The following is a 19,993-nucleotide window of genomic DNA, read 5'->3' as shown; positions in this document are numbered from 1 at the left end:
CCGCTCCGCAGTCACAATCTGCGGGTCCTGACGCCGCAGACCCGCACTTCGCGACTGCGGAGCGAATCCGGGCGCTGCTCGGCAGTCAGGAGTTGCGGGTCGCGCGGCGGCAGGCCCGCAGATTGTGACTGCGGAGCGATGGAGTGCGGAGGGGCGAGGCGTCGCGCGCGGAGTGCGGAGGGGCGAGGCGTGGCGCGCGGGACGGGCACCGGATATGCCCCTGGCGAACAGCGGCCCGTGGCATCCCCCCGCTGGCTAACCTCGATGTATCGCGCAGCAGTGCGACCTGCACCCCAAGCGCCGAGGGAGTGAACGATGTTCGAGAGATTCACCGACCGTGCCCGTCGCGTGGTTGTGCTCGCCCAAGAAGAGGCGAAGATGCTCAACCACAACTACATCGGCACCGAGCACATCCTGCTCGGTCTGATCCACGAGGGGGAGGGCGTCGCCGCGAAGGCGCTCGAGTCCCTGGGCATCTCGCTCGACGCCGTGCGCGAGCAGGTGCAGGACATCATCGGCCAGGGGCAGCAGCAGCCCACCGGCCACATCCCCTTCACGCCGCGCGCGAAGAAGGTGCTCGAGCTGAGCCTGCGCGAGGCGCTCCAGCTCGGCCACAACTACATCGGCACCGAGCACATCCTGCTCGGACTCATCCGCGAGGGCGAGGGCGTCGCCGCACAGGTGCTCGTCAAGCTCGGCGCCGACCTGAACAAGGTGCGCCAGCAGGTCATCCAGCTCCTCAGCGGATACCAGGGCAAGGAGCCCGCCGGCGTCGCCGCCGGCAGCGGCGAGCAGGCGCAGTCCGGTGCTCAAGGCGGCTCGCAGGTGCTCGACCAGTTCGGTCGCAACCTCACGCAGGCCGCGCGCGACAACAAGCTCGACCCGGTGATCGGGCGCGAGAAGGAGATCGAGCGGGTCATGCAGATCCTCTCGCGCCGCTCGAAGAACAACCCCGTCCTCATCGGCGAGCCCGGTGTGGGAAAGACCGCCGTCGTCGAGGGCCTCGCCCAGGCGATCGTGAAGGGGGATGTGCCCGAGACGCTGAAGGACAAGCAGGTCTACTCGCTCGACCTCGGCTCGCTCATCGCCGGATCGCGGTACCGCGGTGACTTCGAGGAGCGCCTGAAGAAGGTCACGAAGGAGATCCGCACCCGCGGCGACATCATCGTCTTCATCGACGAGATCCACACCCTCGTCGGTGCCGGAGCCGCCGAGGGTGCGATCGACGCCGCGAGCATCCTGAAGCCGCTCCTCGCCCGTGGCGAGCTGCAGACGATCGGTGCGACCACGCTCGACGAGTACCGCAAGCACTTCGAGAAGGATGCCGCCCTCGAGCGTCGCTTCCAGCCCATCCAGGTGAACGAGCCGGCTCTGCCGCACGCCATCAACATCCTGAAGGGGCTGCGCGACCGCTACGAGGCCCACCACAAGGTGCAGATCACGGACGGCGCGATCGTCGCCGCCGCGAACCTCGCCGACCGGTACATCGCCGACCGCTTCCTGCCCGACAAGGCCATCGACCTGATCGACGAGGCGGGAGCACGCCTGCGCCTGTCGATCCTGTCGAGCCCGCCGGAGCTGCGCGAGTTCGACGAGAAGATCGCGAAGGTCCGCGAAGACAAGGAGACCGCCAGCGAGGAGCAGGACTTCGAGAAGGCCGCGTCGCTGCGCGACGAGGAGAAGTCCCTGCTGGCCGAGCGCCTGCGCCTGGAGAAGCAGTGGCGCTCCGGCGATGTCGCGAGCCACGCGGTCGTCGACGAGGGTCTGATCGCCGAGGTGCTCGCGCAGGCGACCGGCATCCCGGTGTTCAAGCTCACCGAGGAGGAGTCCAGCCGCCTGGTCTTCATGGAGAAGGCGTTGCACCAGCGCGTCATCGGCCAGGAAGAGGCCATCGCCGCGCTGTCGAAGACCATCCGTCGTCAGCGCGCAGGGCTGAAGGACCCGAAGCGGCCCTCGGGCTCGTTCATCTTCGCCGGTCCCACCGGTGTCGGAAAGACCGAGCTCGCCAAGGCGCTCGCCGAGTTCCTCTTCGACGACGAGGGTGCGCTGATCTCCCTCGACATGTCGGAGTTCGGTGAGAAGCACACCGTCTCGCGGCTGTTCGGCGCCCCTCCCGGGTTCGTCGGCTTCGAAGAGGGCGGGCAGCTCACCGAGAAGGTGCGCCGCAAGCCGTTCTCGGTCGTGCTCTTCGATGAGATCGAGAAGGCCCACCCCGACATCTTCAACTCGCTGCTGCAGATTCTCGAAGAAGGTCGCCTGACCGATGGTCAGGGTCGCATCGTCGACTTCAAGAACACCGTCATCATCATGACCACGAACCTCGGTTCGCAGGCGATCGCCGGCGGCCCGGTCGGCTTCCAGGTCGAGGGTGACACGTCGACGTCGTACGACCGCATGAAGGGGAAGGTCAACGAGGAGCTGAAGCGCCACTTCAAGCCCGAGTTCCTGAACCGCGTCGACGACATCATCGTGTTCCCGCAGCTGAACCGCGACGAGCTCATCCAGATCGTCGACCTGTTCACGAAGCGTCTCAGCGAGCGCCTGCTCGACCGCGACATGACGATCGAGCTGTCGATGCCGGCGAAGGAGCGTCTCATCGAGGTGGGGTTCGACCCCGCACTCGGTGCCCGCCCGCTGCGCCGTGCGATGCAGCACGAGATCGAGGATCGCCTGTCGGAGAAGATCCTGCACGGCGAGCTCAACCCCGGTGACCACGTGAAGGTCGATGCCGAGAACGGCGTCTTCCAGTTCGAGCACGGTCCGCGCGGTGAGAAGGTCGCCGTCGGTGTCGGCACCGCCGGTGAGATCACCGCGACGCCGGACATCGCCGCCTCCAACTGACGACGAACGAGGGCGGATGCTCCGCCTCGACCAGAATGTGCGGTCGAGGCGAAGCATCCGCCCTTCGTCGTATGCGGATCGCGCGAAGTAAGGTGGGGGGATGGCCGATTACGTCGTGCGTCCCGCCCGAACCCGTGACGTGCGGCCGATCCAGACCATGCTCGAGCCGTACGTCCAGAAGCGGATTCTGCTCGGGAAAGACCTCGTGGTGCTCTACGAGGCGGTGCAGCAGTTCTTCGTGGCAGAGGACGCGCACGGCAACCTGATCGGATGCGGTGCCCTCCACGTCATGTGGGAGGAGCTCGGCGAGGTGCGCACCCTCATCGTCTCGGATGAGTGGCTGCACAAGGGGGTCGGCACGGCGATCGTCGACGCTCTCGAGACGCAGGCGCGTGAGCTCGGTCTCACCCGCCTGTTCTGCCTCACGTTCGAGGTGGAGTTCTTCTCCCGTCGAGGGTTCGACGTGATCGGCGAACAGGTAGTCGACCCCGATGTCTACTCGCAGCTGATCCGGAGCCCCGACGAGGGAGTCGCCGAGTTCCTCGATCTCGCCCACGTGAAGCCCAATACGCTCGGCAACACCCGGATGCTCAAGCACCTCTGACGGCAAACCCCTTGGGCGCGCCCACAGGGCTCGCACGGCGTGCGTGCGTACCCTGGAGAGCATGAGCGGCGACACCCCGCGCAGGCGGCGACACTCACCGGCGGTCTATCGTCGCCGGCGGCTGGCCGTGCTGCTGCTCGCGCTGCTCATCGTCGCCGGCCTGGTGTGGCTGTTCGTGGCACAGCCGTGGCAGGCGTGGGCGGCATCCGAGGAGGCGCCGGCGCCGACACCGGCCGCTTCGTCCGCGACGCCGACGTCGACACCTGATCCGACGACGACCGTGACCACGCCGGCCGCGGAGACCCCGGAGCCGGAGGAGTCCGAGACGCCGACCGCCACGCCGTGCGTCGCGCGCGACCTGACCGTCGAGGCCGTCACCGACAAGTCCGAGTACGCTGCGGGGGAGAATCCGCTGCTGTCGATCCGGCTGACGAACAACGGCGCCGACTGCACGCTCAACGTCGGGACCGCTGCGCAGGCCTTCACCGTCACGAGCGGATCCGACACGTGGTGGCGGTCGACCGACTGCCAGAGCGAGCCGAGCGACATGCTGGTGCTGCTGGAGGCGGGGCAGACGGTGGAGAGCTCCACCCCGGTGGAGTGGGACCGCACGCGGTCGTCGGTGGACACCTGCTCGGATGCCGGACGACCCGGTGCGCCCGGCGGCGGCGCGTCGTACTACCTCGACGTCGAGATCGGCGGCATCGGCTCGACGGAACCCGCGTACTTCCTCCTGTACTGAGGAAGAAACTGGCGGCCGATATATCAGCGTGTCCCCCGAAAAGGGGACAGATACACTACCGCGCGCGGGCTAGACTGAACAGGCTTCGGTGTACGTCTGGAACTGTCCCCAGCAGCTGATCCTTCCCAGTGGATCACCCAGCGGGCCCGAAGCCTGCTCCGGCCTCGGTCGTGAGCATGACGTGGGGCCGAGTCGATCCCCCAGTTCGCCTCGTCCCCACGTCCCCCCTTTTTTCCGGCTGCTGCCGGCGCCGATTACGCTGGAGCGATGGCGTCACGCAAGAAGCGCGCGAAGGCATCCGAGCCGGTGGACTTCCGCAACACCCAGCTGACGGATGCGCTGCAGACCCAGGACATGGCGGCCGTCGCCTTCGCCCTCCGGCACGGCCCCACGGTCGTGCCGCTCATGACGGTCGGCGATCGTGATGATCCGCTCGATGTCGGCGAGGTCTGGACCTACCGCGACCCCAACACGGCAGACGTCGCGCTTCTGCTGTTCAGCGACGCCGCCCACAAGCCCGAGACGCTGCCGCCCGGTGTGGCGCTGCAGTCGCCGCAGTGGCTGCGCGCCTTCCTCGCCGCGCACGAGAAGGAGATCACGACGGTCTTCCTCGACATCGCGGGCCCGCATCCGATGCAGGCCTCGCCGTCCGATCTGATCGCCGCCCTCGACGCCTGACGCACGCGGTCAGAACCGCGGCGGCGGCTCTGCCGGCGCGGGCGCTGCGTGCCGTTCCATCGTGCGGAGAGCCGCTGCGACCGTGCGCTGCTCGGCATCCACGACGGTGGTGTAGCCCAGACGTGTGGCCTCCGTGCGGCGCTGGGCCGCTTGGGCGACCGGCCGGATCTCGCCCGACAGGGTGAGTTCTCCGATCGCGGCGGTGCCGCGGGCGAGGGCACGGTCTTTCAACGAGTTGGCGATCGCCACGGCGATGGCGAGGTCTGCCGCGGGCTCGACGAGGCGCACCCCGCCCACCGTCGAGACGTAGACGTCGTGCTGCGAGAGCGGAAGCCGGGCGCGCTTCTCGAGAACGGCCAGGATCATCGCCACGCGCGCGCCGTCGACGCCGTTGACCACGCGGCGCGGGTTCGGTGCGGCCGTGCCGATGGTGAGCGCCTGCACCTCGACCGGCAGCGCGCGGCGGCCCTCGAGGGCGATCGTCACACACGTGCCGGGCACGGGATCGCCGTGTCCGAGGAACAGTGCGCTGGGGTCGGGAACCTCTTCGATGCCCTCCCCGGTCATGTCGAAGCATCCCACCTCGTCGGTGGGACCGAAACGGTTCTTCAGGGCGCGCACGAATCGCAGCGACGTCTGCCGGTCGCCCTCGAAGTGGCAGACGACGTCGACGAGGTGCTCGAGCAGTCGGGGGCCGGCGATCGATCCGTCTTTGGTGACGTGACCGACGACGATCACCGGCAGGTGCCGCTCCTTGGCGACCCGGATCAGGGTCGACGCGACCTCGCGCACCTGCGACGGATGACCGGCCATCCCGTCGCTCAGCGACGACGCGACGGTCTGCACGGAGTCGACGATGAGCAGATCGGGGGAGACCTCGTCGATGTGTCCGAGGATCGTCGCGAGGTCGGTCTCGCTCGCGAGGTAGAGCTGGTCGTGGAGGGCGCCGGTCCGCTCGGCGCGCAGGCGCACCTGCGCCGTGGACTCCTCGCCGCTCGCGTAGAGCACGCGTCGGCCGGCCCGGGCCGACTGCGCCGCCACCTCGAGGAGCAGCGTCGATTTGCCGACGCCCGGCTCGCCCGAGAGCAGAATGGCGGCACCGGGAACGACTCCGCCGCCGAGAACGCGATCGAACTCCGCCACGCCGGACGTGCGCCGGGGTGTGTCGCGGGTGTCGACGTCGGTGATCGGACGCGCAGCTCGCTGCGGCGGCGGGGCGACGGCGGTGACCGAGCGGACGATGCCGGTCTGCTCGGCGGCCTCGACGACGGTGCCCCACTGCTGGCACTCGCCGCACCGCCCGACCCACTTGATCGTCGTCCACCCGCACTCGGTGCACCGGTACGGGGCGGTCTGGGTGGTGCGTCTGGTGGCCATCATCGCAAGGCTACGCGGACCCTCCGACATCGGCCCTCCGCGGTGCCCGGCGTCACGCTCCGGATGCGAGCGCCGCCGCGCCGACGACCTCCTGGCTGAACGGCACCGAGTAGGCCATGAGCGCGCCGGCCTGCGCGTCGCGCACGATCCGCTGGATGGGCGAGCGCACGAGATAGGCGCCGCCACCACCGATGCGCAAGGCGAGCGCCGCCGTGGACTTGGCCACCTCGTTGGCGAGCATCTTCGTCTCGGTCGCCGCGGCCATCGCCTCCGGGTTCTTCTCGTCTGCGAGCCACGCGGTGCGCTCTGCCATGAGGAGCGCGGCGGTCACCTGCGCCCATGCCATGCCGGTCTCGTGCTTGACCCACTGCTGGTCGGCGAGCACCGCGCCGCCCTTTGCCCGGCGGGCGGCTGCGGCCAGCTCGTCGAGCGCGGACTCGGCGATCCCGAGCGAGGTGAAGGCGAACCCGACGGTGATGAGGTTGGCGTACTCGGGCGAGGGCGGACCGCATCGGCGGGCGGCCGGCAGCGGCGTGCCGTCGAAGACGATCGTGCGGCTGCGGGTCGCGCGCATGCCCATGGTCTCGTCGATCGGCGGGAAGGAAACCGTGTCGTCGATCGTCACCCCGAAGAAGGCGGGGCCTCCGTCGACGCGCGCGTTGAGGAACAGGTGGTCGGCGGCCTCCGAGCCGGAGACGAACAGCTTGCGGCCGGTGAGGCTCCATCCGCCGTCGGTCGCCGTCGCATCCTGCTGCGAGGTCAGGAAGTGGTTGCCGCCGGCGGGCTCGCTGAGCGCGTTGGCGAAGCGCCTGCCGGCGCGCAGCTCGTCGGCGAAGTATGCCGCGGCCTTGTCGGGCGAGGCCGTCACCAGGGCATGCGCGGCACCGATGTGCATGAGCCAGACCGTGGCGACGGCCGGATGGGACCGGGCGAGGATCTGCACGATGCGCCCCAGCGTGGCGTAGGAGAGCCCCTGACCGCCGTGGCTGACGGGAAGGAAGGCGGCATCGAGGCCGCTGTCAGCGAGTGCGCGCAGGTGCTCGATCGGAAGGCGTGCTGCGGTGTCGTCTTCGGCGACGGTCTCGGCGAAGTCGGCCGCCAGTGTCGTGACGGTGTCGATCCAGTGCTGCTCGTCGGCGGGGACGGCGACGGGGGAGGGGCGGGTGAGCATCGGGATCCTTCCGGGTCAGGGATGTGCGGGGTCGACGTGGCCGCACGCGTCGACGGGACCGGGAAGCAGCACGTCGACGAACTGCTGTGTGCGGGTGTCGACGAGTCCGCGTTCGGTGACGCCGAGATCGGGCACGACGTAGAGGCCGACGAAGGACAGGATGATGTACGGCGAAGGGATCGGGCATCCGAGCTCCGCGGTCACGGCGTGCGCGTGCGCGAGGGCGGCGGCGGTGTCTTCGAACGGGGCGTCGCTCATCATGCCGCCGACCGGCAGCTCCACGCGGGCGAGAACCTCGTCGCCGTCGACCGTGACGAATCCGCCGCCCATGGCGCGAATCTCCTCGACGGCGCGCAGCATCGAGGCGTCGTCGGCACCGACGACGGCGATGTTCATGTTCGGGCAGTTCATCGAGATGGCGATCGCCCCTCGGCGCAGTCCGAACCCGCGCACGAACCCGACTCCGGCGAGCGGCTCGGCGTGGTGCCGGTCGATCACGGCGATCTTCAGCACGTCGGTGCCGGTGTCGCACTGCACGCTGCCGCCCTCGACGGCGAGCTCCGTGTCGAACGCGCGCTTGAAGTATCCGTTGTACATCTCCATCGCGCGAACATGCGCGCGGGGTCCGTCGGCGCTCACGCGCAGCAGATCGGCGTCGAGCGTCTCCGGCAGACGGATGCTGTCGCGCGTCCATTCCGGAACGTCGTCGTCGACCTCGAAGCTCGCGGTCCCGTTCCGAGCGACGACGGATCCGGCGACCATCACCGTCGACGGGCGCACGTCGGCGAGGTCGGGGATGATCTGCAGGTCGGCCAGGCGCGACGGTGCGAGGAGTCCGACCACCTGGTCGAGCCGGTAGTAATGCGCCGGCTGAGCGGTGGCCATGCGGTAGGCGAGCACGGGATCGACGCCGAAGCGGATCGCCTGGCGCACGTGGTGGTCGATGTGACCCTCGGTGCTGAGATCGAGCGCGTGCTTGTCGTCGGCGCAGAAGCACATGTGTCGCAGCGCCGGCGCGATCGCGTCGAGGTCGGCGAACAGCGGCACGGTGTTGTCGGCGAGAGACGAGCCCATGACGGTGATCATCGCGCCGAGGCGGGTGCGCTCGAGGGCTTCGTCGACGGTGGCGGAGTTGTGATCGTCGCCGACCCCCGCGGCCAGGTAGCTCCAGAGTGACTCGTGGGTCTGCGCCGCGGTGTGGCCGGTGATGCGGCGCCCGGCGATCAGCGCCTCGCGGTAGCGGGCGGTGGACACCTCGCCCAGGTCGAACGGGTTGCCCTCACCCAGAGTCGCGGTGACGTCGTCGTGCAGGCGGTCGAGCACGGTCTGTTCCGGGATGACGACGCCGCCGCGCTCGAGCGTCGTCGAGGCCGGCGTGGTGGGGGAGACCTGCTGGAAGATGTTGAACGGTGCGCGCGTGGTGAGCAGATAGTCCATGCCCTCCGGGCCCCAGACGTTCGCTGCGGCGTTGGGGTCGGTGAGCACGGTGGTCGTCCCACGCGGAACGCTCACGCGGGCGAGCTGACCGGGGGTGAGGTTGGTGTATTCGACGTGCAGGTGCGCGTCGATGAAGCCGGGCGCGACCCAGGCGCCTCGCGCGTCGACCTCGCTCGTGCCGGATGCGACGTGGTCCCACGGCGTGAGCGCCGCGATGTGCCGCCCCACGATGAGGATGTCGCGTTCGAGCCACTCCTCGGTGCCCGGGGAGAGCACGAGACCTCCGCGCACGATGACATCGGGATCCTCGAGGCCGGCAGCGACCTCGCGCAGTCGCTGGAGTTCGGCGGTCGTCGGAAGAAGCTCCGCCTTGTCGGTCATCTCTCCTCCGCTCTCGTGCCGGGGGCTTTCGTCTCGGGGCTCATCCTGATCCAGTCTGAGGGGAAGACTGCCGCCATCGTGTCGCGGGGGGTCGACACGATGGCGACAGCCGGCTCGGGGTCACCGGAGTGCGGCGCTCACGGTCAGCAGCTCGGTGGTGAGATCACGCTTGAGATCGACGTCGGCGAAGGACGCGTCGATCGAGCGCTGGGCGAAGCCGACCATGTCGGCGAGGTCGAATCCGAAGCGGTCGGCGGTCACGGCCCAATCGACGTCGAGGGTCGTGCCGAGCGGGGCGGGGTCGTCGGTGTTCAGGGTGACGAGCACGCCGGCATCGACGAGACGCCGGATGGGATGCGACGCCCAGTCGGGGTAGATGCCGAGCGTCACGTTCGATCGGGGGCAGACGCCGAGGCTGATGCGGTCATCGATCAGTCGTGCGAGGAGGGCGTCGTCCTCGATGGCGCGCACGCCGTGGTCGATGCGCTCGGCCTGCAGGAGATCGAGCGCGTCCCACACGCCGTCGGGGCCGCTCGACTCCCCCGCGTGAACGGTGCGGTGGAGCCCTGCGCGCGCGGCGATCCCGAACGCGCCGCGGAACTTCTCGCCCGTGCGACCGGCGACCTTCTCATCCCCGTCGACGGACAGCGCGACCAGCCGGTGTGGGCGGATGGTCGTCAGATCCGTCACGATCGCCTCGGCCTCCGTCGCGCTCTGGGAGCGCAGGAGCGAGTACGCGATCCCCACGCGGCAGAGACCGTCTTGCTCAGCCTCGTCGAATCCGGCCGCGAGTGCGGCCAGGAGGGCCCCTTCGCGGCCCCGCCACGCATTCCAATGCGTCGGGTTCACGATCACGTCGCTGTAGCGCACGCCGGCTGCCGTCTGCCGGGCGGCGAAGGCGTAGGCGACGCGAGCGGCCTGCTGCGGCGTGCGCACGAGGCCGCACTGCCAGTCGAGGAAGCGGAGGAAGCCCGTGAGGCCCGCCGCTCCGGCGCCGGATCCGCCTCCCGAGGTCTCGTCGGGAGCGGTGTATCCGTCGTGCGTCGAGATGTCGAAGATGGTCGCTGCCGGACCCGGGAGAGGGATGCCGTTCTCCTTCGCGAGCGCGAGCAGGTCGATCAGCGAGAAGGTGCCCTCCAGGTGCACGTGGACTTCCGCCTTGGGCAGCGCTCGGATCTGCTGTTCGTCGATCCGGGGGGCGGTGGAGAGCGGATGCAGCATGACGACCTTTCGGGGGAACGCTGACGACCCTAGCCGAGAAGAAGCACTTGTTGACAAGTGAGAGCCCACGGCGAGAGAACATGTAACACGACGGAAATGCTTGCCTGACTTTCCGGCCGGTGGCGTGCACAGTCGACGAGCAGGTGGCCCGACTTGTCTACAAGAGGACACGTCGTGTGCGCGTCTGGTCGGGCGCCGCGTCGTTGATCAGGCGCCGCGTCGTAGATCAGGCGCCGCGTCGTAGATCAGGCACCGTGCCACGGTGGACGCACGGTGCGAACGATGGAGTACGACGCGATCGCGGGGTTGTGGTACTCGAGGCTGTACATCAGGCGGCGTCCGCTCGCGCCGACGCCGACGAGCTCGAAGGTCATGACCGGCGTGCCCGGCGGCAGCGCGAAGATCGACGCCATCTCGACATCGAGCAGGGCGACGCCCGGCGTGCTGACCTCCCAGATCACCGGCTCGCCCCACACGCGCCGGGCGAGGTCGAAGATCGACTCGCCCTCGCGCGTCTCTGTGTCATCCTTCAGCGGCACGACGTCGTCGGCGACCATCGCGATGGCATCGTCGGCGTGCCACCGCTTGCGCGCGCACATCGCCGGCATCGCTGCGGGGTACTCCATGAGGGCCGCGGCCTGCGGGGGCAGGGTGGATGCTCCGGAGCTCAGCACCTCGACGCGGGCGCGGTAACCGAGGCGGTCGAGCAGATCGGTGTGCTCGAACTGCTCCTCGAGGCGCACGCTGAGGCGCAGGGCCACGGGATCGACGGTCGTGACGGTCCCCTGGCGGCGCCTGACGATGCCCTGCGCCTCGAGGGACGACATCGCGTTGCGCAGCTGCTGGCGCGTGCAGCCGAGGCGCGCGGTCAGCTCGAGCTCTCCGGGCAGCGGGGCGCCGCTGTCGGCGGCCTCGCGCACGAAGCGCAGCAGCTCGTGCTGCACGCGTAGCGCGGCACGGTCGCCATGGGACGAGGGCAGAGGGAGCGAGGTGGTCATCGTGATCCCTCCGTCTCTGCAGCGAAGCCGAGGGTCGCGAGGCCGAAGGCGGCCGGGGTCGCGGTGCGCGTCATGCGGGGGTGCAGGATCTCGTCGATGACGATCTCGACGACGTAGTGCGCTTCGGCTGCGAGCACGTGTCCGGCGAAGCCGCGTGCTCCGGAGTCCTTGCGGCCGACGGCGAGGTGCACGTGCACGGCTGGTCCGTCGTCGTCGGAGGTGATCGTTCCGGAGCCGATGCCCTCGGTGTAGGGGATGCGAACGCTCGACGGCAGGGGCGGCTCGGGGTCGGCCGACGGCGTCTGCGCGGCGATGAGCTCGACGTCGCGGAAGGCTCCGCTGAGGGTGACGATGACGCCCTGTGCGATCCTGTACTGCGAGCACGCGTCCGCGATCGACCCCAGGACATCGTCCCCCGGCTCGAGCGAGACCGCGATCCGCCGCCCTGTTTCCAGCGCTGCCGTGCGCATCGTGTTCCCCTCTCGACTCCCGACTTATCGACAAGATCGTCGGTCGGGATGCCCCCAGCTTTCCTCATCGGCCGCAAAATCAGCGTTCTTTGTTTGTTTCCGACCTGTAAAACCTGTCTCGGGACGTAACTTGTTGATCTTTCCGTGATCTTCAGTGGGTAGTGTGACCACTCGTGTGCCGAAGGACGGCAGCAGGAGAGGGGCCCCGCGTGGCGCAGACGGAGAAGCGGATCGCAGCGATCTCACTGTGGGACGGCGACGCCGACCGCGGTGCGCGCTCTCTGTCGTGGCAGGGCGGCGTGATCTCCGACGTGGGCGAGCCCGACTCCGGGGCTGACGCCTCCTACAGCGTGATCCCCGGCCTCGTCGACACGCACGTGCACTTCGACGCCTACGCCGGTTCCGGATCGGTCGACTGGATGACCTGGCCGCTGATCACTCCTGCCGAGGAGCGGTCGCTCCACGTCGTCGCCCACGCCCGTCGCGCGGCTGCTGCGGGCGTGACCACGCTGCGCGACCTCGGCGGGTCGCCGGTGCAGCTGGCCGCCGCGCGCGCTCTCGAGGCCGGGCTCATCCCGGGTCCGCGCATCCGCGTGCACTGCCCGGTGGGGATGACCGCCGGACACGGCGACCTCTTCACGCCGCCCCTCTATCCGCATCGTCCGCCGACCGCGGACTCGCCCGACGAATGCCGCAAACTCGTGCGCCAGTGGGCCCGTTCGGGCACCGACGGAATCAAGATCTACACCAGCGGCGGCGTGCTCTCCGTCGGCGACAAGGTCGGGTGGCGCAACCAGACCGAGGCCGAGATCGCGGCCACCGTCGACGAGGCGCACGCGCTCGGCATGCTCGTCGCCGCGCACGCGCACAACGCGGAGGGCATCGACCTCGCGCTGAAATTCGAGGTCGATTCCATCGAGCACGGCACCGGCATCGAGGAGCGGCACTGGGACACCCTCATCGAGCGGAGCATCCCGGTCGCCCCCACCCTGCTCATCAACGATGCGATCGCCGAACGTCGCTTCCCCGTGAGCGACGAGGCGTGCGAGAAGGCGCAGGCGGTCGTCGCCGAGCGCGACGCGAACTTCGTCGGGGCGGCCGCCGCGGGTGTGCGCTTCGTGCTGGGAACCGACGCCAACGGCGTCATGATCGCCTTCGGCGACCAGCTCGAAGAGATGCGTCTCATGGCGCGCAGCTTCGCCTGGAGCGCCGAGCGCACGCTGCGTGCCGGAACCTCCGACGCCGCGGACGCGATCCGCATGGGCAAGACCACCGGGCGCCTGCTCCCGGGTCTCGGCGCCGACTTCGTCGTCGTCCGCGGTCGCCCGTGGGAGGACATCGACACCCTGACCACCGAGAACATCGTGGCCGTCGTCGCCCGTGGTGAGCTCGTGGCCGGCTCCCTGCCGGACTGACGCACCACCTCCGTAGCCCCCCACTCCGAAGGAGAACCCTGTGATCACCCGAACCCGAACGGCCCGCTGGGTCGTCGCGCCGGCCGGCATCGCCGTCGCGGCGGTCGCCCTGTCGGCCTGCGCCGGCGACGCGGACAGCTCGCCCACCCCCGCCGCCGACGTCGCGCAGGAGGTCGTCTTCGCCATCAAGGAAGACGCCGGCTGCATCGACCCGCAGCAGACCTCGGTCACCACCGCGCTGAACGTCGGCCGCCAGCTCACCGACTCGCTCCTGGACCAGGACCCCGAGACCGGCGAGATCGTGCCGTGGCTCGCCGAGAGCTGGGAGGTGAGCGACGACCTCACGTCGTACACCTTCACCCTCCGCGACGATGTGACCTTCAGCGACGACACCGCGCTCACCAGCGACGTCGTCGCCGCCAACTTCGACGCCATCATCGAACTCGGCGGATCGGCGTCGCTCGCCGGTGCCTACCTCGAGGGCTACACCGGGACCGAGGTCGTCAGCGACACCGAGTTCATCGTCTCGTTCGACACCCCGAACGTCGCGTTCCTGCAGGGTGCGACGACCATGTCGCTCGGCATCCTGTCGGAGGCCTCGGCCACCGCCACCGCCGAAGAGCGGTGCGCCGCCCCGATCGGCTCCGGACCGTTCGTGCTGGACTCCTACGTCGTGAACGACTCGATCGTCATCGACCGCCGCGAGGGCTACGACTGGCCGTCGGAGCTGCGCGGCCACGAGGGCGAGGCCTACCTCGAGACCGTCACGTTCCCGATCATCACCGAGGCGAGCGTGCGCACCGGCGGGCTCTCCTCGGGGGAGTACGACGTCATCCAGGACCTCCCCTACATCGACGAGGCCCGCTTCACCACCGACGAGTACAACCTGTACGCCAAGGCGAACCCTGGCGTGCCCAACGGCTTCGTGGTCAACACCACGCAGGGTCTCATGTCGGACGAGATCGTGCGTCAGGCGATGACCAAGGGTCTCGACCGCGAGCAGATCAACGTCATCGCCGGCTCGGTCAGCGGATCCGCCCCCACGAGCGTGCTGACCTCGTCGACCCCCGGCTTCACCGACCTCGGCGACACCCTCGCCTACGACCCCGAGGGTGCGACCGAGCTCCTCGAGGCCGACGGCTGGGAGCTGGGATCCGACGGGATCTACGAGCGCGACGGCGAGACGCTGACCGTCACGGTCACCGCCTTCTACGCCCAGGACGTGCTCGAAGCCGCCCAGCAGCAGCTGCGCGAGGTCGGCATCGACCTGCAGCTGAACATGGTCACCGCGGGTGACTTCTTCGGCGCCATCGCCACCGGCGACTACGAGATGCTCGGTGCCGGGCTGACCCGCACCGACCCGGACGTGCTCCGCGTGCTGCTGTCGGTCGACTCGCCCTCGCGGTGGGGCATCGTCGAGGACGCCGAGCTCGAGGCGCTGCTCCAGGAGCAGCGCGAGACCGCCGACGTCGACGCACGCCAGGAGATCGTCGACGAGATCCAGCAGATCGTCGCCGAGCGCGCGTACGTCATGCCGACGCTCGAGACCGTGCAGCTGCACGCCTCGCGTGCGGGTGTCGAGGGCATCACCTTCGACTCGGCTTCGCGTCTGAACCTCTACGACGCCGTCGTCACCTCCGACTGATGGCATCGCCGGTGCAGCGCGTGGACGCGAAGGGCAGGAGAGCGAAGGCGGGGACCGCCGCACGGTTCCTGCTTCCCAAGATCGCTCAGGCTCTGTTCGTGGTGTGGGCTTCCTACACCGTGGCATTCCTGCTCATCCACGCGCTGCCCGGCGACCCTGTCCTGGCCGCCCTCGCCGTCCGTGGCGGGGACGCGACCACCACCGATCCCGAGGCGCTCGCCGAGCTGCGTGCCCGCTACGGCCTCGACGGGCCGCTGTGGCAGCAGTACCTCGTCGGGTTCTTCGGAATCTTCCGCGGCGACCTCGGCGTCTCCATCGCGACCGGCCTCCCGGTCACCGACACGATCCTCCGTGTCGCCGGTCCTACGGCGGCACTCGCCGGCTTCGCGCTCGTCGTCGGTTTCCTCATCGCCCTCGGCTTCACCGTCTGGGCCTACGTTGCACGCCCGGCTTGGGTGCGCAACGTCATCGTGCAGATCCCCCCGCTCGGAATCGCCATCCCGGCCTTCCTCACCGGCCTCGTGCTCATCACGGTCTTCTCGTTCGGACTGGGGTGGTTCCCCGCCTCCGGCGCGACCGGATTCGCCAGCGTGGTCCTGCCCGGCATCACCCTGGCCCTGCCGACGGCGGCCATCTTCTTCCAGGTCTTCTCCGCCGCGGTGTTCGACGCGGGGGCGAGCCCCTTCGTCTTCACCGCCAACGCCAAGGGGCTGTCGCAGTCCACGGTCGTCTTCCGGCACGTGCTCCGCAACGCGATGCTCCCCGCCATCACGATCATCGGCCTGCAGGTCGGGTACCTCGCCGGAGGCACCGCGGTGGTCGAGACCGTCTTCTCGCGCGACGGCATCGGTCGACTCACCGTCGATGCCGTCCTCGCCCGAGACATCAACGTGCTGATGGGCGTCGTGGTCGTGGTCGCGAGCGTCTACGCGGTGGTCACCCTCGTCGTCGACGCGCTCTACGGCGTGATCGATCCGCGCACGCGCACGCAGGTGGTCGGCGCGCGCCCGGCTGCCGAAGCGCCCGTCGACGGTGATCCTGTCGCCTCGACGTTCGGCGGCTCGGCCCCCGTCCCCGCGGCATTCGGTGGGCCCGCCGGTGATCCGGCGAGGTCGGAGGATGAGACGGGGGCGCGCTCATGAGGATCCTCCGCTACCCCGGCATGGTCGTCTCGATCCTGCTCCTCGCCCTGACCGCGCTGGCCGTGGCAGCACCTGCACTCCTCGCCCCCTACGACCCGTACGAGTCGGTGGGTGCGATGCGGCTCGCACCGCCCAGCTGGGAGCACCTGTTCGGCACGGATCATCTCGCCCGCGATGTCTTCTCCCGCGTCGTCTACGGCGCCCGGCTGTCGCTGTCGGCCGCGGGGCTGGCGGTCGTCGCCGGCGTGACGCTCGGTGCGATCATCGGCCTGATCACCGGTTACCTGCGCGGTGTCGTCGATGCGGTCGTCATGCGCTTCGTCGACGTCGTGATCGCGATCCCCGGCATCCTCCTGGCCCTCATCGTGGTCGCCTCGCTCGGCTTCGGACCCGTTGCGGTGGGACTGGGCGTCGGCCTGGGGACCTCCGGGGCCTTCGCCCGCGTCATGCGCGCTCAGGTGATCCGGGTACGTGCAGAGGAGTACATCGAAGCGGCGCGCACCCTGGGGGTGCGGGGGCCGACGATCCTCGTACGCCACGTGCTGCCGAATGCCGCCCGTCCGATCATCTCGATGGCCGCGCTCGAGCTCGCCGTCGCGATCCTCGCCGTTTCGGCGCTGAGCTTCCTCGGCTTCGGCGCGCAGCCGCCCGCACCGGAGTGGGGAGCGCTCGTCTCGGCGGGTCGTGACTTCGTGGCGATCGCGCCGTGGCTGAGCATCCTCCCGGGTGTGGTCATCTTGGTGGTCGTGCTCGCCGTGAACCGCATCGCCCGCTACATCGGAGGAGAGCGATGAGCCCCGAACCTCTGCTCTCTGTCCGAGGCCTGCGCGTCGACTACGCGACACCCACCGGTGTGAATCCCGCTCTGCGGGGCGTCGATCTGGACATCGCCCGCGGCGAAGTCGTCGCGGTGGTCGGTGAATCCGGATCGGGCAAGAGCACCATCGCGCATGCGCTGGTGCGGCTTCTTCCGCAGGAGGCGACGATCGTCGGCGGCGACATCCGCTTCGACGACGTCGACATCATGTCGCTGTCCCAGCGGGCTCTCCGTCGCGTCCGCGGCGCTCGGATCGGGTTCGTCCCGCAGGATCCTTCGCACAGCCTGAATCCCGTGCTGCGCATCGGCGAGCAGATCGCCGAGGTCATTCGTCGTCACGGGGGTCTCACGCCGCCCGCCGCCGCGGCACGGGCGATCGAGATCCTCGATGAGGTCGGCGTGCCCGAACCCGCCCAGCGTGCCCGGCAGTACCCGCACGAGCTCTCCGGCGGTCTTCGGCAGCGGGTGCTCATCGGCATCGCGTGGGCGTGCAACCCCGAGCTCGTCATCGCCGACGAACCCACCAGCGCCCTGGATGCCACCGTGCAGCGGCACGTGCTGGACCGCATGCAGAAGATGCGCGAGGCGCACGGCACGTCGGTGCTGCTGGTCACCCATGACCTCGGGGTCGCCGCCGACCGTGCGGACCGGATCGTCGTGGTCAACAAGGGGGAGATCGTCGAGCGCGGCACCTCCGCCGAGGTCCTCGCCGACCCGACCCACGAGTACACCCGTCGCCTCGTCGCCGCCGCTCCCGGCCTGCGCAGTCACCGGCTCGAGCCGACATCGGGCGCCCGACGGGCGGCCGATGCGGTGGAGCCGTTCCTGCGCGTGGCGGGACTGTCGAAGACGTACGGATCGTCGGCCGCTCCGATCGTCGCCGCCGACGCTCTGGACTTCTCCATCGCGCGGGGAACGACCTTCGCGATCGTCGGCGAGTCCGGGTCGGGGAAGAGCACGACGGCGCGCATGGTCGCGAGGATCGTGGATGCGGATGCCGGGACGGTGCTCTTCGACGGGGCCGACATCACCCGGCTGCGGGGCGCGGCGCTTCGACAGCTGCGCCGTCGTCTGCAGGTCGTCTACCAGAACCCCTTCGGCTCCCTCGATCCGCGCATGAAGATCGGGGCGATCATCGACGAGCCGCTCCGTGCGTTCGGGATGGGATCGCGTGCCCAGCGCGCAACCGCCGTGCGTGATCTCATGGCCGACGTGCGACTCGACCCCGCCCTCGCCGACCGGCGGCCCGCCCAGCTCTCGGGCGGTCAGCGTCAGCGGGTCGCGATCGCGCGGGCCCTCGCCCTGCGGCCCGAGATGATCATCCTCGACGAGCCGGTCTCGGCGCTCGATGTCTCGGTGCAGGAGCAGGTGCTGCAGTTGCTGGTGGATCTGCAAGCCGAGCACGGTCTGACGTACCTGTTCATCTCGCACGACCTCGGCGTCATCCGGCAGATCTCCGACGAGGTCGCGGTGATGCGTCGCGGGGTCATCCTCGAGCAGGGCACGGCGGAGCACATCTTCGCCGATCCCCGGCACGACTACACCCGTGAGCTGCTGAGCGCGATCCCCGGCGGCGGGGTCTCCGCGGGCTGAGGGCGGTCAGCGGCACACGGAGCACCGGATGCCGCACCGCCGGCGGGAGTGCAGACCTCGTCGCGGCACGGCATCCGGGAGTGTGATCAGCGCAGCGACGACGCCACGTCGCGAAGCGCTTCGGCGGAACGGTGGAACAGCTCGAGTTCGTTCGGCGCGAACGTCGTCTCGCGGATGGGGCGCGCACCGGATGCGCTCACGACGGACGGAACCGACAGGGCGACCCCGTCGACGCCGTGGAAGTCGTGCAGGACGGGGGAGACGGGCATGACGGCGTGCTCGTCGTTGAGGATCGCCTCGACGATGCGGGCGCTGGACAGGCCGATGGCGTAGTTGGTGGCGCCCTTGCCCTGGATCACCTTATAGGCGGCGTTTCGCACGTCGTCGGCGATCTGGTCGAGTTCGTCGACGGTCATCTTGTCGCCACGAGGGGTGACCCAGTCGAGGATCGGCACCGTGCCGATGGTGGCCTTCGACCACAGCGGGAACTCGGTGTCACCGTGCTCGCCGACGATATAGGCGTGGACGCTCGACCGCGAGACCCCCGCGCGCTCGGCGAGCTTCCAGCGCAGGCGCGAGGTGTCGAGAACGGTGCCGGAGGCGAACAATCGCTCGGACGGGAGCCCCGTGGACTCCTGCGCGAGCACCGTGAGCACGTCGCACGGGTTGGTGACGACGACATAGACGGCGTCGGGGGCGACCTCGAGCAGCTGCGGCATCATCTTCTGCATGATCCCGGCGTTCACGCCGGCGAGCTCGATGCGCGTCTGGCCGGGGTTCTGCTTGGCGCCCGCGGTGATCACGACGACCTGGGAGCCCTCGACCACGGAGACGTCGTCGGAGCCGACGATGTCGCTCGAGCCGGTGAACTGCGTGCCGTGGGCGAGGTCGAGCACTTCCGCTTCGACCTTGGCGGCGTTGATGTCGTAGAGGGCGACGTGTCGGGCGGACCCTCGGATGAGGGCCGCGTAGGCCGTGCTCGCACCGACACTGCCCGCGCCGACGACGGTGAGTTTCGAGTTCTCGATCACGCTCATGAGGCCAGTATGGCGGGGCTCGGTGAGCGGTGGGGAGGGGGTCTCTCGACATCGAAGCAAGCCGTCGTTGCCCGCGGGACCGGTCGCTCGCCGGCTCGATTGGCCAGTGAGGTGAACCTGTCGTAAACTGGTCGGCGGTGACGTGTCCGAGCGGCCGAAGGTGCAACACTCGAAATGTTGTGTAGGTTCACCCCTACCGTGGGTTCAAATCCCACCGTCACCGCCAGCTGAGACCCCCGCAGATCCCTTGAAAACACCGGGATGGCGGGGGTCTCGTTTTCGTTGACGACGCCATGTGGGTAAGGAATGAGTAAAACCGTTCCCGTGACGTGGTTTCGTCGTCGTCGGGAACGGTTAGCTCACCTGTTGTGGCGCCCTGCGTGAACCGATCTGAGTGCTCGGCGATGCGTGCGCCGACCGGAGT

16 protein-coding genes and 1 tRNA gene are annotated in these 19,993 nt (G+C 69.4%); 10 read left to right on the top strand and 7 right to left on the bottom strand.

The genetic code is table 11. The annotated features are described in order from the left end of the window. The first annotated feature begins 315 nt into the window (after positions 1-315). From ACGG9C_RS09165 to ACGG9C_RS09150, 4 genes are all read left to right on the top strand, one after another. Positions 316-2,841 carry an ATP-dependent Clp protease ATP-binding subunit gene (locus ACGG9C_RS09165; RefSeq protein WP_071045121.1) on the top strand — a complete coding sequence of 842 codons (2,526 nt, stop codon included), beginning with the start codon at positions 316-318 and terminating at the stop codon, positions 2,839-2,841. A gap of 100 nt (positions 2,842-2,941) precedes the next feature. Further along, a complete protein-coding gene (locus ACGG9C_RS09160) occupies positions 2,942-3,445 on the top strand; it encodes an amino-acid N-acetyltransferase (protein ID WP_071045120.1) in 504 nt (167 codons plus the stop codon). Between the two features lie 61 nt (positions 3,446-3,506). Beyond that, complete coding sequence (locus tag ACGG9C_RS09155) at positions 3,507-4,187, top strand: hypothetical protein (protein WP_176759436.1); 681 nt, start codon at positions 3,507-3,509, stop codon at positions 4,185-4,187. 267 nt (positions 4,188-4,454) lie between these two features. Continuing rightward, positions 4,455-4,865: a dehydrogenase gene (locus ACGG9C_RS09150; RefSeq protein WP_071045119.1), complete on the top strand. Its 411-nt coding sequence runs from the start codon at positions 4,455-4,457 to the stop codon at positions 4,863-4,865. A gap of 9 nt (positions 4,866-4,874) precedes the next feature. On the opposite strand, the gene radA is transcribed toward ACGG9C_RS09150, so the two are convergent. The 6 genes from radA to ACGG9C_RS09120 all read right to left on the bottom strand — a co-directional run bounded on the left by radA (position 4,875) and on the right by ACGG9C_RS09120 (position 11,920). Further along, positions 4,875-6,242 (bottom strand): DNA repair protein RadA, encoded by a 1,368-nt coding sequence (gene radA, locus ACGG9C_RS09145; RefSeq protein WP_194384388.1) that lies wholly within the window; start codon positions 6,240-6,242, stop codon positions 4,875-4,877. 52 nt (positions 6,243-6,294) lie between these two features. Continuing rightward, positions 6,295-7,413 (bottom strand): acyl-CoA dehydrogenase family protein, encoded by a 1,119-nt coding sequence (locus tag ACGG9C_RS09140; protein WP_194384389.1) that lies wholly within the window; start codon positions 7,411-7,413, stop codon positions 6,295-6,297. A gap of 15 nt (positions 7,414-7,428) precedes the next feature. Continuing rightward, a complete protein-coding gene (locus ACGG9C_RS09135) occupies positions 7,429-9,231 on the bottom strand; it encodes an adenine deaminase C-terminal domain-containing protein (protein ID WP_194384390.1) in 1,803 nt (600 codons plus the stop codon). A 120-nt stretch (positions 9,232-9,351) separates the two neighbouring features. After that, positions 9,352-10,452, bottom strand: a complete 1,101-nt coding sequence (gene add / locus ACGG9C_RS09130) for an adenosine deaminase (RefSeq protein WP_194384391.1) — start codon at positions 10,450-10,452, stop codon at positions 9,352-9,354. A 245-nt stretch (positions 10,453-10,697) separates the two neighbouring features. Continuing rightward, on the bottom strand, positions 10,698-11,450 hold the full coding sequence (locus ACGG9C_RS09125) for a GntR family transcriptional regulator (protein WP_194384392.1): 753 nt from the start codon (positions 11,448-11,450) through the stop codon (positions 10,698-10,700). Continuing rightward, a complete protein-coding gene (locus ACGG9C_RS09120) occupies positions 11,447-11,920 on the bottom strand; it encodes a PPC domain-containing DNA-binding protein (RefSeq protein WP_071045113.1) in 474 nt (157 codons plus the stop codon). The genes ACGG9C_RS09125 and ACGG9C_RS09120 overlap by 4 nt, the downstream gene beginning before the upstream one ends. Positions 11,921-12,129: 209 nt before the next feature. Between ACGG9C_RS09120 and ACGG9C_RS09115 the strand changes: the two genes are divergently transcribed. The 5 genes from ACGG9C_RS09115 to ACGG9C_RS09095 are packed head-to-tail and all read left to right on the top strand — an operon-like array spanning position 12,130 to position 18,532. Then, positions 12,130-13,335, top strand: a complete 1,206-nt coding sequence (locus tag ACGG9C_RS09115) for an amidohydrolase family protein (RefSeq protein ID WP_194384393.1) — start codon at positions 12,130-12,132, stop codon at positions 13,333-13,335. Positions 13,336-13,375: 40 nt separating this feature from the next. Then, entirely contained in the window at positions 13,376-14,980 is a 1,605-nt protein-coding gene (locus ACGG9C_RS09110) for an ABC transporter substrate-binding protein (RefSeq protein WP_194384394.1), read from the top strand. Next, positions 14,980-16,122, top strand: coding sequence for an ABC transporter permease (locus ACGG9C_RS09105; RefSeq protein ID WP_194384395.1), 1,143 nt, complete (start codon positions 14,980-14,982; stop codon positions 16,120-16,122). The genes ACGG9C_RS09110 and ACGG9C_RS09105 overlap by 1 nt, the downstream gene beginning before the upstream one ends. Beyond that, positions 16,119-16,916: an ABC transporter permease gene (locus ACGG9C_RS09100; protein ID WP_194384396.1), complete on the top strand. Its 798-nt coding sequence runs from the start codon at positions 16,119-16,121 to the stop codon at positions 16,914-16,916. The genes ACGG9C_RS09105 and ACGG9C_RS09100 overlap by 4 nt, the downstream gene beginning before the upstream one ends. Continuing rightward, the gene (locus ACGG9C_RS09095) at positions 16,913-18,532 is read left to right on the top strand and encodes an ABC transporter ATP-binding protein (RefSeq protein ID WP_194384397.1); all 1,620 of its coding nucleotides are present in this window, start codon (positions 16,913-16,915) and stop codon (positions 18,530-18,532) included. The genes ACGG9C_RS09100 and ACGG9C_RS09095 overlap by 4 nt, the downstream gene beginning before the upstream one ends. 86 nt (positions 18,533-18,618) lie before the next feature. Here the strand turns inward: ACGG9C_RS09095 and ACGG9C_RS09090 are convergent, their stop codons facing one another. Then, a complete protein-coding gene (locus ACGG9C_RS09090) occupies positions 18,619-19,569 on the bottom strand; it encodes an L-lactate dehydrogenase (protein ID WP_194384398.1) in 951 nt (316 codons plus the stop codon). 136 nt (positions 19,570-19,705) lie between these two features. Between ACGG9C_RS09090 and ACGG9C_RS09085 the strand changes: the two genes are divergently transcribed. Next, positions 19,706-19,795, top strand: a tRNA-Ser gene (locus ACGG9C_RS09085). Positions 19,796-19,993 lie beyond the last annotated feature (198 nt).

This window comes from Microbacterium sp. MTN4-26 (assembly GCF_042846595.1).
Taxonomy (GTDB): Bacteria; Actinomycetota; Actinomycetes; order Actinomycetales; family Microbacteriaceae; genus Microbacterium; species Microbacterium luteum.
The sequence above is the reverse complement of the archived record's forward strand: the minus strand, read 5'-3'. Positions and strand labels throughout refer to the sequence as shown.

Coding starts and splice junctions, on each gene's coding strand:
- ACGG9C_RS09165 (WP_071045121.1), top strand. CDS start 316: ATGTTCGAGAGATTCACCGACCGTGCCCGTCGCGTGGTTGTGCTCGCC.
- ACGG9C_RS09160 (WP_071045120.1), top strand. CDS start 2,942: ATGGCCGATTACGTCGTGCGTCCCGCCCGAACCCGTGACGTGCGGCCG.
- ACGG9C_RS09155 (WP_176759436.1), top strand. CDS start 3,507: ATGAGCGGCGACACCCCGCGCAGGCGGCGACACTCACCGGCGGTCTAT.
- ACGG9C_RS09150 (WP_071045119.1), top strand. CDS start 4,455: ATGGCGTCACGCAAGAAGCGCGCGAAGGCATCCGAGCCGGTGGACTTC.
- radA (WP_194384388.1), bottom strand. CDS start 6,242: ATGGCCACCAGACGCACCACCCAGACCGCCCCGTACCGGTGCACCGAG.
- ACGG9C_RS09140 (WP_194384389.1), bottom strand. CDS start 7,413: ATGCTCACCCGCCCCTCCCCCGTCGCCGTCCCCGCCGACGAGCAGCAC.
- ACGG9C_RS09135 (WP_194384390.1), bottom strand. CDS start 9,231: ATGACCGACAAGGCGGAGCTTCTTCCGACGACCGCCGAACTCCAGCGA.
- add (WP_194384391.1), bottom strand. CDS start 10,452: ATGCTGCATCCGCTCTCCACCGCCCCCCGGATCGACGAACAGCAGATC.
- ACGG9C_RS09125 (WP_194384392.1), bottom strand. CDS start 11,450: ATGACCACCTCGCTCCCTCTGCCCTCGTCCCATGGCGACCGTGCCGCG.
- ACGG9C_RS09120 (WP_071045113.1), bottom strand. CDS start 11,920: ATGCGCACGGCAGCGCTGGAAACAGGGCGGCGGATCGCGGTCTCGCTC.
- ACGG9C_RS09105 (WP_194384395.1), top strand. CDS start 14,980: ATGGCATCGCCGGTGCAGCGCGTGGACGCGAAGGGCAGGAGAGCGAAG.
- ACGG9C_RS09100 (WP_194384396.1), top strand. CDS start 16,119: ATGAGGATCCTCCGCTACCCCGGCATGGTCGTCTCGATCCTGCTCCTC.
- ACGG9C_RS09095 (WP_194384397.1), top strand. CDS start 16,913: ATGAGCCCCGAACCTCTGCTCTCTGTCCGAGGCCTGCGCGTCGACTAC.
- ACGG9C_RS09090 (WP_194384398.1), bottom strand. CDS start 19,569: ATGAGCGTGATCGAGAACTCGAAACTCACCGTCGTCGGCGCGGGCAGT.